This is a genomic window from Alteromonas profundi, assembly GCF_010500865.1.
GTDB lineage: Bacteria > Pseudomonadota > Gammaproteobacteria > Enterobacterales > Alteromonadaceae > Alteromonas > Alteromonas profundi.
Genome location: NZ_JAAAWN010000003.1, coordinates 137,189 through 152,331, shown reverse-complemented (window position 1 = coordinate 152,331; position 15,143 = coordinate 137,189). Strand labels below are relative to the sequence as shown.

11 protein-coding genes and 1 pseudogene are annotated in these 15,143 nt (G+C 44.6%); 9 read left to right on the top strand and 3 right to left on the bottom strand.

The genetic code is table 11. The features are described from left to right. Positions 1–401 precede the first annotated feature (401 nt). The 5 genes from GTH32_RS03395 (at position 402) to ung (ending at position 6,997) form a co-directional block, all read left to right on the top strand. On the top strand, positions 402–1,277 hold the full coding sequence (locus GTH32_RS03395) for a LysR family transcriptional regulator (protein WP_163083833.1): 876 nt from the start codon (positions 402–404) through the stop codon (positions 1,275–1,277). Positions 1,278–1,576: 299 nt separating this feature from the next. Next, a complete protein-coding gene (gene thrA / locus GTH32_RS03390; protein ID WP_163083832.1) occupies positions 1,577–4,042 on the top strand; it encodes a bifunctional aspartate kinase/homoserine dehydrogenase I in 2,466 nt (821 codons plus the stop codon). Between the two features lie 12 nt (positions 4,043–4,054). Then, positions 4,055–5,026 (top strand): homoserine kinase, encoded by a 972-nt coding sequence (gene thrB / locus GTH32_RS03385; protein ID WP_163083831.1) that lies wholly within the window; start codon positions 4,055–4,057, stop codon positions 5,024–5,026. A 28-nt stretch (positions 5,027–5,054) separates the two neighbouring features. Next, positions 5,055–6,341 (top strand): threonine synthase, encoded by a 1,287-nt coding sequence (gene thrC, locus GTH32_RS03380; protein WP_163083830.1) that lies wholly within the window; start codon positions 5,055–5,057, stop codon positions 6,339–6,341. Continuing rightward, on the top strand, positions 6,338–6,997 hold the full coding sequence (gene ung / locus GTH32_RS03375; RefSeq protein WP_163083829.1) for a uracil-DNA glycosylase: 660 nt from the start codon (positions 6,338–6,340) through the stop codon (positions 6,995–6,997). The genes thrC and ung overlap by 4 nt, the downstream gene beginning before the upstream one ends. A 53-nt stretch (positions 6,998–7,050) precedes the next feature. Here the strand turns inward: ung and GTH32_RS03370 are convergent, their stop codons facing one another. From GTH32_RS03370 to tal, 3 genes are all read right to left on the bottom strand, one after another. Further along, the gene (locus GTH32_RS03370; RefSeq protein WP_081869513.1) at positions 7,051–7,227 is read right to left on the bottom strand and encodes a DUF3545 family protein; all 177 of its coding nucleotides are present in this window, start codon (positions 7,225–7,227) and stop codon (positions 7,051–7,053) included. Positions 7,228–7,490: 263 nt separating this feature from the next. Then, entirely contained in the window at positions 7,491–9,140 is a 1,650-nt protein-coding gene (gene pgi / locus GTH32_RS03365) for a glucose-6-phosphate isomerase (protein WP_163083828.1), read from the bottom strand. 20 nt (positions 9,141–9,160) lie between these two features. Continuing rightward, positions 9,161–10,120: a transaldolase gene (gene tal, locus GTH32_RS03360; protein ID WP_163083827.1), complete on the bottom strand. Its 960-nt coding sequence runs from the start codon at positions 10,118–10,120 to the stop codon at positions 9,161–9,163. Between the two features lie 289 nt (positions 10,121–10,409). Here tal and yaaA point away from each other — a divergent pair, with 289 nt between their 5' ends. The 4 genes and pseudogenes from yaaA (at position 10,410) to GTH32_RS03340 (ending at position 14,984) form a co-directional block, all read left to right on the top strand. Then, the gene (gene yaaA, locus GTH32_RS03355; protein WP_163083826.1) at positions 10,410–11,186 is read left to right on the top strand and encodes a peroxide stress protein YaaA; all 777 of its coding nucleotides are present in this window, start codon (positions 10,410–10,412) and stop codon (positions 11,184–11,186) included. 551 nt (positions 11,187–11,737) lie between these two features. Further along, entirely contained in the window at positions 11,738–12,517 is a 780-nt protein-coding gene (locus GTH32_RS03350) for a transposase (protein ID WP_425482354.1), read from the top strand. Positions 12,518–13,177: 660 nt separating this feature from the next. Then, a pseudogene (locus GTH32_RS19460) lies at positions 13,178–14,188 on the top strand (polysaccharide lyase family 7 protein); the annotation flags it as partial. Between the two features lie 610 nt (positions 14,189–14,798). Further along, positions 14,799–14,984, top strand: a complete 186-nt coding sequence (locus GTH32_RS03340; protein WP_163083823.1) for a hypothetical protein — start codon at positions 14,799–14,801, stop codon at positions 14,982–14,984. The last annotated feature ends 159 nt before the right edge of the window (positions 14,985–15,143 follow it).

The window sequence follows — 15,143 nt, the reverse complement described above, 5'->3', positions numbered from 1 at the left end:
TACAAATATGAAATAAAAACTTTAATACTGAGCAAAATTCAAGGCATAATCCTTAGACACCCACAATTGTTAACTTATAGACACCCATACTAAACGAGCTCAAATAGTGGGTGTCCAAGGGGCATAATCCTTAGACACCCACAATTGTTAACTTATGGACACCCATATTAAACGGGCTTAAATAGTGGGTGTCCAGAGTAAAAGAGTCAAGACGGGTGGGTGTCCATGATAGCGCGCCCATTTAATGTTTGATTTGCTACGTCGGCAACATGCCAGGAGAGTGGGCGTGGGACAAAAGAGCTAAAACTTGTATGGGTGTCTAGTATGTAAGCTTTATGGGTGTCTAGGGTGAAAGCTAGTCAATCACCTTGTTAATCATCGTCGTTAAAAGGGGCAGTTTTATGGTCTGGGAAGGTATTATTGAGTTTTGTACTGTGGCAAACCTTCATAGCTTTACCAAGGCTGCGAGCTATTTAGATAGTTCTGTGGCACAAGTAAGCCGAAGGGTTGCCACACTTGAAAAAGGTTTAGGAGTTAAACTTTTTAACCGTACTACGCGTCATGTGTCACTTACTGAAGCAGGTCAGTTGTATTATGCACAGTGTAAGCCTGCGTTAGAGGCACTTCAAAACGCCGAATTAAATGTAACCGAAAAACAGCGCGTACCTACTGGCCTTATAAAAATGACGGCGCCTGTTGCGTTCGGAGAAGCCTTCATTGCACCGCTCATAAACCGCTTCGTTAAACAATACCAAGGTGTTCAGGTGGAGTGTCGGTTCACCAATGATACAGTGGATATTATTGAGCAAGGACTAGATTTGGCCGTCAGAATTGGACGCCTAGAAGACTCGTCGCTTGTTGCTAAAAAACTAAGTACCCGACAATTATACGTTTGTGCGAGCAAAGCATACCTTGCGAAGCATCCTGCCCCTGCAACCCCTCAACAGCTAAGCGAACATAATTGCCTGGTTGGTTCTCAGGCGCACTGGCGATTTAGCCAAAATGGTACGCGAACAAATGTAAGGGTAAGCGGGAGCATCAAGTATAATAGTGGTAATGCACTGCACGATGCCGCATTAGCCGGCATTGGGTTGGTACAACTGCCGGGCTTTTATGTTCGAAATGATTTGGCCTGTGGACGGTTACTAGAAGTACTATCGGCTTTCAGGGAAGAACGAGAGACTGTATGGGCGCTATTTCCTTCAAATCGGCATATGGCACCGAAGGTTAGGCTGCTGGTAAATTACCTAGCAGAACACCTAGAAGATGATGAATAATCCAGATTATCGCTTAAAGCGAAATGCGAATTTCTCTTTATTGCAGTATGTGCAATACAGTATGGTGAAAACTGCGGTTGACAGATAGACGTCTATACGGCAAATTGACGGTATGAAAAAGATTCTACGCATTCGCACCACCGGCATTATGATTACCACCTTATATAGGGCGGTCGCTGGCTAGTGCAGGAAAGCATAAGACAACGAAAGCCCGCCCTTACTAAGAGCGGGCTTTTTTTTACCCACGCCACCGTAATACATTATTAAGCACGACTTGGCGTAAATAGAAGGAGCAGCACATGAAAGTCTTAAAGTTTGGGGGCTCATCACTTGCCGACGCACCGCGCTATTTGCGCGTGACCGACATTAGCACGGCCACCCACCAAACCGACGGTGCTGCGGTTGTACTCTCTGCCCCTAAAGGGGTGACGAACGCGCTTTCACTTTTGTGTGAGCAAGCAGCCGCAGGTGAAGATTTCCAACCCCTTTTTGAAAAGCTCACCGATACTGTTACAGGCATTGCGAACGCGTTGAACGAAGAGTTGTCGGGGTTTGCTCACACCCATGTGGTAGAATTTATAGGCAGCCAGTTAAGTGTGCTTAAGCAACACCTTGAGGGTATTAAGTTGCTAGGAGTGGCGCCAGACAATGTTTCTGCTGGTATCTTAAGTATCGGTGAATATATCTCGGTAACGCTGTTTAGCGCGATCCTTTCTGCAAAAAATATTGCTAATCGCATCATCGACCCAGTGAAATACATTCAAGCTGATGGCGAATACCTTGATAGCATTGCGGATGTGGCTATTAGTAAAGCACGCTTTAGCGATATCCCTAATGATGGCAGTGAATTGCTAGTTATGCCTGGGTTCGTAGCCGCCAATGAAAATGGTGAAAAAGTGACTTTGGGGCGCAATGGTTCTGATTATTCTGCCGCTATCCTAGCCGCCTGTATTGACGCTAGTTGTTGTGAGATATGGACAGATGTGGACGGTGTTTACAATGCTGATCCAAACCAGGTCGAAGGGGCTGTCTTACTTGATAAGCTTACGTATCAAGAAGCGATGGAGTTGTCGTATTTTGGGGCTAAAGTACTACATCCAAAGACGATCGGGCCAATTGCACAGCATCATATCCCGTGCTTAATTCGAAACACGCTAAACCCTGCTGCACCTGGTACACTTATCAGTAACGAGAAGAGCGAAAAATGGACCTCGGTAAAAGGCATTTCACAGCTTGATAACGTGTCTATGTTCAACGTTGCGGGGCCTGGGCTTAAAGGCATGGTGGGTATGGCAAGCCGGGTGTTTGAGGTGATGTCAAACGCCAACATTTCAATAAGTTTAATAACCCAATCTTCTTCAGAATATTCAATTAGTTTCTGTATTCAAAGTAAAGATGCGAATCGCGCCCTTAACCTTCTAGAAGACGCATTTGCTCTTGAGCTACAAAACCAGTTGCTTGACCCCATTGAAGTTCGCCAAGATCTTACTATTGTTACATTAGTCGGTGATGGCATGCGTCAAACCAAAGGCTTGGCTGCACGCTTCTTCAACTCTCTAGCACAGGCACGTGTTAACAACGTTGCTATCGCGCAAGGGTCTTCCGAACGCTCTATTTCAACAGTGATTGAAAGCAAACGTGCTAAAAAGGCGGTAAAGGTGATTCACCAGAATTTTTTCTCTGACCGCCACACCATTGATGTATTCTTAGTTGGGTGTGGCAATGTAGGTACTGAGTTGCTGGGGCAAATTGCCAAGCAGCAACCCGCCTTATTGAAGCGCAATATTCAGCTACGGGTGTACGGTATCGCCAATAGTCGCAAATTACTATTAAATAGCCAAGGTATCGACTTAACGCAAGATTGGCAACCTGCGCTAGCATCAGCCGGAGAAGGGCTTTCAATTGAACGCCTACAGCAGTTCGTTAACGAAAATAGTTTGGTTAACCCAGTTATCGTTGATTGTACTAGCCATGAAGCGATTGCATCACAATATGTGGATATGATGGAAAATGGGTTCCACGTAGTCACGCCAAATAAAAAGGCCAATACGGGGCCAATGGAATACTACCGTAAGCTACGTAAAACGGCGCTTACCACAAATCGACAGTACTTATATGAAACTACCGTAGGTGCCGGTCTACCAGTCATTGATAATTTACAAAAATTGTTTAGTGCCGGCGACCAATTGCATCGTTTTGAAGGGATCTTATCGGGCAGCTTGTCATACGTATTCGGTAAACTAGATGAAGGTATGTCTTTATCTCAAGCGACAGCGACAGCCAAGGAGAATGGTTTCACTGAGCCCGATCCTCGTGATGACCTAAGTGGCATGGACGTGGCACGTAAACTACTCATCATGGCCAGAGAGGCCGATTTGTCCCTTGAGCTTTCTGATATTGAAATTGAGTCGGTATTGCCTGCAGGGTTTGCCGAAGATTGTTCAATTGATACCTTTATGGAAAAGCTTCCAGAACTTGATGCGGCGTTCGAGCAACGTGTCAACGAGGCAAAAGCAAAAGGCAACGTATTGCGTTATATCGGCAGCATTGAAGGTGATAAGTGTAAAGTTACAATTCAATCAGTGCCGGCGAGCAACCCGTTATCGCAGGTTAAAGATGGCGAAAATGCGCTTGCTATCAACAGCGATTATTATAACCCTATCCCTTATGTTATACGTGGTTATGGCGCAGGCGGTACGGTTACCGCTGCCGGGGTGTTTGCAGATATTTTACGTACCATGCCGTGGAAACAAGTGGCGCTTTAGGAAGAGGCAGTAATGAAGAAAGCTTTACGCGCATACGCGCCAGCATCAATTGGCAACGTTAGTTTAGGGTTTGACGTTTTAGGCGCAGCACTTGCGCCTATTAACGGATCACGGTTGGGCGATGAGGTAGATATATGTGCTGCCGATGCTTTCTCTCTAACGGTAAAAGGCCCCTTTGCACACAAGTTGCCTGGGGACGTTGACAGTAACATTGTAACGAAGTGCTATTACTACTTTTGCGAGCAAATGGAATTGACCGGTAGAGCGGTCTCACCGGTGGCGCTTACCTTACATAAAAACTTACCTATAGGTAGCGGTTTAGGATCAAGCGCGAGTTCTATCGTTGCGGCATTTGCTGCGTTAAATGACTACTTTGACGCGCCCTTTAGCGAAGACACCCTGTTGCATATGATGGGAGAGTTGGAAGGGCAAATTAGCGGTAGTATCCATTACGACAATGTAGCACCTTGTTATCAAGGCGGCATGACCCTAATGACCGGGGCGAAAGAACCTGTGACCCTATCGCTACCGCTAAACCCTAATTGGTACTATGCTATTTGTTACTCTGGGATCAGCGTATCAACCGCGCAAGCGAGGGATATACTTCCTAAGCAAGTGGATATGGCCACTGCGCTTACATTCGGTAGGCAGTTAGGGGTGTTTGTTCATGCCTTGCATACTGAGAATTTTGATCTGGCTGCCTCGGTAATGAAAGACGTTATTGCTGAACCTTACCGAAAGTCACTATTGCCCGGCTTCGATGATGCTCGGGCGTTTAGCGAAAGTGAAGGCGCCCTTGCCTTTGGTATTTCAGGCTCAGGGCCAACAGTTTTTGCCGTGTGTAATAGCAGCGAGCAAGCAGCGCGGATCGCGCGCTATTTAAATGATAATTATATTCAAAACCAAGATGGCTTTAGTCACGTGTGTCAGATCCCAAAATCAGGAACAGTGGTTTCTCCACTAACTGAACACAGCGACGCATAACGGCACTTTGAGAAAAAGGTAACAACACGTGGAATTGGTAAATTTAAAAGATTCACAGGATACAGCGTCATTTGCCGAAGCGGTAAAGCGCGGATTAGGAAAACAACAAGGGCTGTACTTTCCCACAAATATTCCGACCCTAGAGGATATTGACGGTTTATTAGCGCTTCCTTTTGTTGAGCGCAGCATCAAGGTGTTACGTACACTTATTGGTGACGAACTCAATAATGGTGAGCTAGAAGAGATTGTTAAAACCGCTTTTGCGTTCGATGCGCCCGTAGAGCAAGTAAGTGACAATATATATACCCTAGAGCTATTTCATGGCCCTACGCTGGCATTTAAAGACTTCGGCGGTCGTTTTATGGCGCAAACTTTAGCGCGTATTAGTAAAGGCAAGCCCATTACTATTTTAACCGCAACTTCGGGTGATACTGGCGCTGCTGTAGCTCATGCGTTTCACGGTATAGACAATATTAACGTAGTGATTTTGTTCCCTAAAGGCAAGATCAGTGCGCTTCAAGAGAAATTGTTTACTACCTTAGGTGACAATATTCATACCGTGGCCGTTGAATCAGATTTTGATGCCTGCCAGGCCCTCGTAAAGACGGCCTTTGACGACGTAGATGTACGCGAAGGGTTACACCTTAATTCTGCCAACTCTATTAATATCAGCCGTTTATTAGCTCAGGTGTGTTACTACTTTGAGGCGATGAGCCAACTGCCAAAAGAGAAGCGTGATCAATTGGTTGTCTCTGTACCAAGTGGTAACTTCGGCAATTTAACCGCGGGTATGATTGCAAAAGCGATGGGGTTACCCATTAAACGTTTTATTGCTGCAACCAACTTAAACGACACTGTTCCGCGTTACTTAAAAACCGGTGAATGGGCGCCAAAGAAAACAGTTGCTACTATTTCCAACGCAATGGACGTAAGCCAACCAAATAATTGGCCGCGAATTGAAGCGCTTATTGAACAAGGTTACATTGACAAAGCGTGCTTAAAAGGCGAAATGATTGATGAAGAGTATACTCAGCTCGCTATGCGCCAACTCGCTCAGCTAGGCTATACCAGTGAGCCTCACGCCGCTATAGCATATCGGGCGGTGAGCCATGATTTGGAAGAGGGGGAAATCGGCTTATTCTTAGGTACAGCCCACCCAGCCAAATTCCGTGAAACTGTTGAAAATGTACTTGGCAACCCAATTAGCCTTCCCCAGCCTCTTGCGGATGTGGCGGGTGAAGATAGTTTAGCGGTAGACCTTCCTTCATCATATGACGCGTTAAAGCAACATATGATGGATTTACTTAAGGCATGAGTTCATGGGGTGAAGTTTTAGGTGCAGAAAAGGAAAAGCCCTACTTCAAAGTGTTGTGGCAGCAGATAGCGTCTGAACGCGAGGCGGGAAAAGTAATTTACCCGCCTTCTAAAGATGTATTTAACGCGTTTAGTCTTACTGCATTAAACGATGTGAAGGTGGTGATTTTAGGGCAAGATCCTTATCACGGCCCAGGCCAGGCTCATGGGCTGAGCTTTTCGGTTAAGACGGGTATAAAGATACCGCCCTCGTTAATCAATATATACAAAGAGTTGGCCTCAGATATTGCCGACTTCACCATACCTCTTCATGGAAATCTCACGGGCTGGGCGCAGCAAGGCGTGTTGTTGCTTAATACCGTATTAACCGTGGAGCAGGGCAAAGCCCACAGCCATGCGAAGTGGGGCTGGGAAACCTTTACTGATGCAGTCATCGATGCCGTTAATAACCAGCAGGAAAAGGTGGTTTTTATGCTGTGGGGAAGCCACGCACAAAAGAAGGGAAAGCAGGTAGATAGAAGCAAACACCTTGTTCTACACGCACCGCACCCATCACCACTTTCAGCCTATCGTGGGTTTTTCGGCTGTAAACACTTTAGTCAAGCGAATGAATACCTAGCAGAGAATGGCCTGAAACCCATTCACTGGCAGGTATGATGCACCTAATAGAAAGTAAAAAGGCCGCCTGTTGTTATCAGGCGGCCTTTTGTTTATCTTTCCAGTGTTTCTAGTTCGTATTCGAACCCACAATCAAGCTCTGCGAGCTCTTTTTCGAGTGCGAAGCGATCTTGTAGCGCTTCTATTTCTCTCCACTTGCGTTTTTTACTTTTAGTTTTTGCTGGGCTTGCTTCAATGTCTAACATGGCAAATAGATCTGACTTATCCACTTGGATCTCCTTTTAACACCATTACAACAATACAGAGCGTATAAATTCCCTCTGTCTATTTTCTATCACAGCCACGCGTAAAATAAAACAAGTAAGTTTACTTTTTATTAACAACTTGTGACAATTAGATGACAGCGCAAGGTTTATTCAGGACATCCAGCGAGAGAGAGCTATTTAGGTAACTAAGATCAAAAATGGCCGGTATAAAGCCGGCCATTCAGTTTTTTGCACCAAAGGTGAAGTGTCACTTCACGCAAGTTTCCTTACTTTGGTGCATTCGCTGCTCTGAAACGGGCAATCAATTGTTGGGTTGACGCATCGAAATTATCTTCCTTTGCCTCGCCCTGAATGCCTGCAAGAACTTGATTTCCAAGCTCTTTTCCTAACTCCACTCCCCATTGGTCGAATGAGTTAAGGTTCCAGATAACGCCCTGAACGAATACCTTATGTTCATACATTGCAACCAGCGCGCCAAGTGTCTTAGGCGTTAGACTTTCAAACAAGAAAGTATTGCTTGGTTTGTTACCTGGCATGGTTTTATGGGCTGCTAAACGTTTGCGTTCAGCATCATTGAGGCCTTTGCCGTCTAAATCGGCGTAGCATTCATCAAACGTCTTGCCTTGCATTAATGCTTGGGTTTGTCCGAAACAATTGGAAGCCAGCATCGCGTGATGGGTCTCATCTTGATTTGGCACATGCAGAGGCAACATGAAATCGGCAGGGATAACACCTGAGCCCTGGTGGATAAGCTGGTGAAAGCTATGCTGACCGTTCGTTCCTTCACTGCCCCAAATAATAGGACCCGTCGGATAGTCGACATCTTCGCCTTCTTGGGTTACTTGTTTACCGTTACTTTCCATATCTAACTGCTGAACGTAGGCAGGCAGGCCACGCAAATAATGATAGTAAGGCAGCAGGACATGAGATTGCGCATCGAAAAAATTGCGATACCAGACACCCAAAAGACCCAGTAGAACTGGCATATTTTGCTCTAGAGGAGCAGAAGTGAAGTGGGTGTCCATATCAAAAGCGCCTTCAAGCAAACCTTTGAAATTTTCAAAGCCTAGCGCTAAAGAAATAGGAAGGCCGATAGCCGACCATAAGGAATAACGCCCGCCTACCCAATCCCACATCGGAAATATATTGTCTTCACTGATACCAAATTCAGTAGCGGCTTTAACGTTAGAGGATACTGCAACAAAGTGCTTCGCAATATCTTCTTGCGTGCCGCCTGATTTAAGGAACCAGTCTTTTGCGGTAAGGGTGTTTTGCAGCGTTTCTTGCGTAGAAAATGACTTTGATGACATTACCACTAAGGTTTCTTCAAAATCTACCTTGGACAACACATCATGAATGTGACACCCATCGACATTTGCAACAAAATGTACCTTAACGGAATCAACAGTATGGGGCTTTAACGCTTCCGTCATTATTTTAGGGCCTAAGAAAGACCCCCCAATTCCGATGGCGACAATATCCTTAACAGGTTTGCCCGTATAGCCCTTGTGCTCGCCGCTATGAACTGACGCCGTAAAGGCTTCAATTTTACTTAAGGTTGCACGCACTTCCGGCATCACATCTTTGCCATCAACCATTATTTGGCGGTCAGAAAAGCTTCTAAGTGCCGTGTGTAAAACCGCACGCCCCTCGGTGCTATTGATTTGTTCACCGTTAAACATGGCGTCTCTAACGTCTTCTAGCTTACACGCACGGGCTAAATCGAAAAGTGCTGAAAGCGCGTCTTCGTTTACACGGTTTTTTGAGTAATCTAAAAATAGGCCGCATGCTTCTAATTGCATGCTTTCAGCGCGGTTTGCATCGCTGGCAAACCAGTCCCGCATGTGGGCATTTTTAATTGCGCTGGCTAAGTTGGTTAGTGTCTGCCATTCAGGCAACGATGTAAGTGCACTCATTATATTGTTTCTCCCGTCGGTTACGCGCTTAGTTTTTCACGTAATAAGGTTTCTAATTTCACTTGGTCTGCGGCAAAATTACGAATACCTTCGGCGAGTTTTTCGGTCGCCATAGGATCTTCATTCATATCCCAACGGAATTCAGATTCGGTTAAACGGTCGCCAGGAGTTTTGGTAGCGCCATTATCTTTTAATTTAACCTCCAGCTCCCCAGGTTGGTTGGCTAACTCTTCAAGCAATGCAGGGCTTATCGTTAGACGATCGCAGCCGGCAAGCGCTTGAATTTCACCGATGTTGCGAAAGCTAGCACCCATTACTACTGTTTTATAGCCATGGGCTTTGTAATAATCATATATACGGCTCACTGACACTACGCCAGGGTCTTCATCTGCTGTGTATTCAGTTTTACCCGTTGATTTCTTATACCAATCCAGAATGCGCCCTACAAATGGCGATATAAGGTAAACACCCGCTTCAGCACACGCTCTTGCTTGGGCAAAACTAAACAGCAGGGTTAAGTTACACTGGATCCCTTTCTTTTCTAGCTCTTCGGCTGCCTGGATCCCTTCCCAAGTTGAGGCGATTTTAATTAGGATGCGAGATTTATCGATACCCGCATCTTCATACAATTGAACTAAGCGTTCTGCTTTTTCGATGGTCGCGGCTTTGTTAAAAGATAAACGAGCATCTACTTCGGTAGAGATACGCCCTGGTATAGTAGCTGAGATTTCTTTGCCTATGGCAACAGAGAGTTGATCCGCTGCGTCAGTAAGTTGCTGTTCGCTGTCATTGGATTGCAATTTGGCCCACGCAACCGCATCATCGATTAATCCAGCGTACTGAGGTAGGCTGGCAGCTTTTAATAACAATGACGGATTAGTAGTTGCGTCAACGGGTTGATACTTCTTAATTGCATCGATATCACCGGTATCGGCGACAACCGTAGTAATGTCACGTAACGAAGCTAGCTGATTGCTCATAATTCTCTCTAAATTTAGTCTAAAAATTCGGACAACTCACCAGATGGGCAAGTTGAGTAAAACGGTGCGTTTTTGCGTATGTAGGGTGCTGTCGCTTAATTACAAACGAAGCGTTTGCATGTTTAGGACGTAGTTATACCAAACCCGTGTGATAATTTACAGCCAAGCACGCTGAAATACTGGCTAATCGGATTTGTCTGTTACACCGATAGAACCCTTTCTTCTTGGGTTTTGCGAATTTCCGCGTTAGCAGTGGTATAATGACCCAGTACCAAATTAAGGAGTTGAGATGTTAGTTGTTGTTTCCCCCGCAAAAAATTTAGATTTTGAGTCGGCAGTGCCTACCAGTGCATACTCGCAACCGGCACTACTTGACGAAACAGAAAAATTAATGAAAGTTTGCCGAACCTTGTCGCCGGCAGGTCTCTCGTCGTTAATGAAAATCAGCGATAAGTTAGCCGTATTAAATGCCAATCGCTTTTCTGCGTTTTCTACTCCTTTCACCGCTGACAATGCGCGCCAAGCTATGTATGCGTTTAATGGAGATGTATACACGGGGCTTGATGCCTATAGCTTAAATGAGAAAAGCATCGATTATGCTCAGCAGCACCTTCGTATTCTCTCAGGGCTATATGGGTTACTCAGGCCGTTAGATCTCATGCAAGCATACCGATTGGAAATGGGAACCAAGCTAGCTAACCCAGAAGGTAAGGATTTATACGCATTTTGGGGGACACGCATAACAGAGGCGTTGAACGAAGCTTTGGCCGAGCAAGGCGATAATGTATTGATTAATCTCGCGTCCAATGAGTATTTTAAAGCGGTAAAGAAAAAACAGCTTGATGGCATGGTGGTGACACCCACCTTTAAAGATTTCAAAAACGGCCAATACAAGATAATCAGTTTTTTCGCGAAAAAAGCCCGGGGCCTAATGGCTCGGTATATTTTGGATAACCAAGTTACTGATGTTGAAGGATTAAAATCATTCGACGTTGATGGGTATGAATATAGCGAAGCGCAAAGCACATCAACCGAACTAGTGTTTTTACGCAACCAAGAGGCTTAATAAGGCAAAGTACCCGCAGGCACCGCGTACCGCTTTGCCTGCGAGACACCCACTGCCAGCAAGACACCCACTGCCTGCAAGACACCCACTGCCTGCAAGACACCCACCGCAAGGCGACTGTGCAGCGCCACCAAGAGCGCATCTACCATACTTATAAGACTCCCATAGCGCTCAAACGTCTAGACCTCGTACAGATACTCTTCGCATAGACACTCACTACGTGTTTTCTATTTGTGCAATTGAAGCCCCATCAAGCCCGATGCTAAGGAGCGTTAGTGAATAAGAATGAGCCTATTCGTATCCCAGGTTCATTTTACTGATAAGCTATACTGACGGTCAGTTACACACGCTATTAAATTTATACATACTATTACCTCTTTTCATTATATTTAATGACGCCTATGCCCAGACCTCGTAAATCACTTATTTGTTTGGCTAATACCCCCTATTACCATTGCGTTTCAAGGTGCGTCAGACGAGCATTTTTGTGCGGTAAGGATCACTACACAGGCAAATGCTATGAACACCGTCGTAAATGGGTGGAAAAACGATTGCTTAAATTGGCAGGGGCATTCGCCATAGACATTTGCGCCTATGCAGTGATGAGCAATCACACTCATGTTGTGCTACATGTGGATAAGGAAAAAGCGATAGGAATGGATGGTGAAGAAGTCTTGCAGCGCTGGCACACGCTTCAAAAGGGCACCTTACTTACACGAAAGTACATGGATAAACAACAGCGGGCCGTCATGTCCGAGGCTGAAATTGAGCATGTATTATCTTGCGTTGCTATTTATAGAAAACGTTTGTATGACATAAGTTGGTTTATGCGGCTACTTAACGAGTACATAGCCAGGATGGCAAATAAAGAAGATGAGTGTACTGGTCGATTTTGGGAGGGGCGATTCAAATCACAAGCGCTTTTAGATGAAGGCGCGCTATTAGCCTGTATGGCTTATGTCGATCTTAACCCGATCCGAGCTGGCAAAGCGTTAAGGCCCGAATCCTCACTCTATACTAGCATTAAGTTGAGGGTTGCATGCGCACAAAAAAGGCGCCAACCACGTAGTCTTATGCAATTTGATAACGGCAGGAAAGATACTTCACGCAAAAGTTTACCATTTCAGTTGAAGGATTATTTAGAATTGGTCGACCAATCTGGCCGCGCGCTGATGCTGGGAAAACCGGGGTGTATTGCAACCCACTGTGAACCCATATTACTTCGTACCGGGTTAGCCATGAGCGATTGGGCAATATTAAGTAAAGGTATTGAATCCCATTTTGCAAATGATGTTAGTGTTTCTATTGCGCGTAAAAAGCGTATTGCGTAACGCTGCCCTCTTATAGCATTCAATTTATAGTCTCCCATGTTCCGTAACCTTACAAAAAAGAGAAGTACATAACCTTTCTTAACCAAAAATTCATTCTATATATTACGAATAAAAATTAATTGACTGCATACAGTGCTGCGTTGTTGATGAATGTACATGTCGGCCGTTGACACAACATATCTTTGAAAAATAAACCGAAAGTAGCTCTGGTGTACCGCTTGTGGATAGTGGAAGTGGTCCGATAGATTTCAATAATGCGTGTCTTAATATATCTCAATTCCTATCGTTCTAGGATTTTGCTGGGTGTCTAGTTATCTCCCTACTGGGTGTCTAATTATCTACCTATTACTCGCTGTCACTCATTTTATTTACGTGATCAAAGGCGTTATGGCTGTCTAGTTTTGAGTCCGTTTTTCGTCCTATGGCTGTCTGGTTGTACTCATTTTTACCTGTCGTTTCGTTATATTAATGAAACTTTTTTGTAATTGTTATGTTGTGATGTTAAATTGGTATTGCAATGTTTTTTATTTGGTAAGTTTGTTGGTTGTATTTTTAGCTTACCAATGGATTGGTGTCACCAAAAGTTATAGCAATTAGAATAAAGGGGTTTTTATGGGTGTCTCTTCACAGCGATGGGTACACAGCGGGTTCGTGGCGTTAATGGCGTTATTTACTACTCATGCTAGCGGGCAGGAAAATGCTGTGCCAGCAGATAAATTTGATTTAAGCGAGTGGTACATAACGCTTCCGGTCGATGAAAATAACGACAATAAAGCTGATAATATTTCAGTTGAAGAGCTACAGACGTTTTCCCACCCTGATTTCTTTTATCTAGATGAGAACGGTGGCATGGTTTTCACCTCGCCAAACAAGGCGCTTACTACAGCAAACTCTACCAACACGCGCAGTGAACTTAGGCACATGTTGCGTGGTGGGAATACCAAAATTAAAACAAAGTCGCCTAAAAATAATTTCACTGTTGCAAGTAACCCTATCGCGAATAGGTTTGCTCGTGTAGGCGGTAAAATGGAAGCTACGCTTAGTGTTAACCATGTTGCGTTAAGAGCTAAAAATCCAGATAAACCGCCAGCATTCTCGGTGGTCGTGGGGCAAATTCATGCCACCAAGTGGGAAAAAAAAGTAAAAGGTTTTGGTTGGGGTAACGAGCCGCTCAAAATTTATTATAAAAAATGGCCCGGTCACGAAACAGGCTCAGTTTTTTGGACCTATGAACGTAACTTGCCAAAAGATGATCCTAATCGTACCGACATTGCTTATCCGGTTTGGGGTAATTTATGGACATCCCCAGACAACCCTGGTGAAGAAGGCATTGCGTTAGGGGAAGAGTTTAGTTACGTGGTCAATGTTCACGGCGATGTGATGTATCTAACATTTGAATCTCCGGGGCATGAGACTGTGGAGTATCAAATTAACTTGGCTAACGCGGTAGATGCTAATGGAACTCTAGACCCACATGACCATCCTTATGGCTACACGTTAGACTGGAATTATTTCAAAGCAGGTGCCTACAACCAATGCAGCACTAAAGACGACCCTGCATTTTGGTATCCTGGCTGTCTTGGTACAGGCAACTGGGAAGAAGATAAAGCTAATGGCGATTATGCCCGTGTGACATTCACCCGACTAGACGTGGGAGAAAGTGTACCTCCAAGAGCGAACCATGGTAAAAAAGCCCAGGTGGGCTCGTCATTAAATGAGAAAGAAGCGTTTGATATTAGTCGTTTACCTGAAAGCGCGCTATCTGCTATCAAAGCTATAGCGCCAGACTTTACGGTAAAAGAAGCAGAAAAAGAGTACAAACACGGCAAAACCTATCTGGACGTGGAAGGCCAATTAACCGATGGGAGTGAAATTGAGTTTGATATGCTGCAGGTTAAGGACAGTTGGAAAGTGGTAGAAGTACAGCGAGATCTTACTTGGGCGCAGTTGCCCGAAATAGTCGTCAACGCTCTGACCACTGATGATGCCTCGTTTAAGCCAAAGCGTATTATTGAAAGCAAACAATACGGCACTGATATTACCGTTTACGAATTTTACGCGGTAGACAGTAAAGGAAACGAGTCGAGAAAAGAAGTTAAAGTGGAAGCGGGCACAGCGAGTGTACTTGAAAAGGAGTGGGAGCACTAAAAGCGTGCCGCTATATCATCGCCTCTGAGGTAAACTAATCGGAGGCGATATACAAATTGTTACGGTTTACGTTTTGCAAAGGTAACGGTGCTGTAGTTTACTGAAAGTAAGCAACTATGAAAAGAATGTAAAAATGAAATCAATATGGCGTTTAGGTCTATTAGTAATCTTAGCCGTGGCTACTATCTTTTGTTATGCCAAAGGTTTTTTTACAGGTGCGCTTGTCTTTATGTTAGTAGCGATAGTATTAGAAGTTGCCTTTTGGCAAAGTTTATTTTCGATACGAAAAAAGTCTAAGCCTGCTCGTCTAAGTAAATAGAAACAAACTAAATATAAATGCTTTCGCATTCTATTTACTCCCGATAGTTTCCTTCATGGCACACCCAGCTAGCTAACACATCATATTCGATGTTGCTAGCGCTGGGCCATGTGGTTAATTGCAAACGTACATCCCTAGCTTATTTCAACGCTACATATT

Coding starts and splice junctions, on each gene's coding strand:
- GTH32_RS03395 (WP_163083833.1), top strand. CDS start 402: ATGGTCTGGGAAGGTATTATTGAGTTTTGTACTGTGGCAAACCTTCAT.
- thrA (WP_163083832.1), top strand. CDS start 1,577: ATGAAAGTCTTAAAGTTTGGGGGCTCATCACTTGCCGACGCACCGCGC.
- pgi (WP_163083828.1), bottom strand. CDS start 9,140: ATGAGTGCACTTACATCGTTGCCTGAATGGCAGACACTAACCAACTTA.
- GTH32_RS03340 (WP_163083823.1), top strand. CDS start 14,799: ATGAAATCAATATGGCGTTTAGGTCTATTAGTAATCTTAGCCGTGGCT.
- ung (WP_163083829.1), top strand. CDS start 6,338: ATGAGTTCATGGGGTGAAGTTTTAGGTGCAGAAAAGGAAAAGCCCTAC.
- thrB (WP_163083831.1), top strand. CDS start 4,055: ATGAAGAAAGCTTTACGCGCATACGCGCCAGCATCAATTGGCAACGTT.
- tal (WP_163083827.1), bottom strand. CDS start 10,120: ATGAGCAATCAGCTAGCTTCGTTACGTGACATTACTACGGTTGTCGCC.
- yaaA (WP_163083826.1), top strand. CDS start 10,410: ATGTTAGTTGTTGTTTCCCCCGCAAAAAATTTAGATTTTGAGTCGGCA.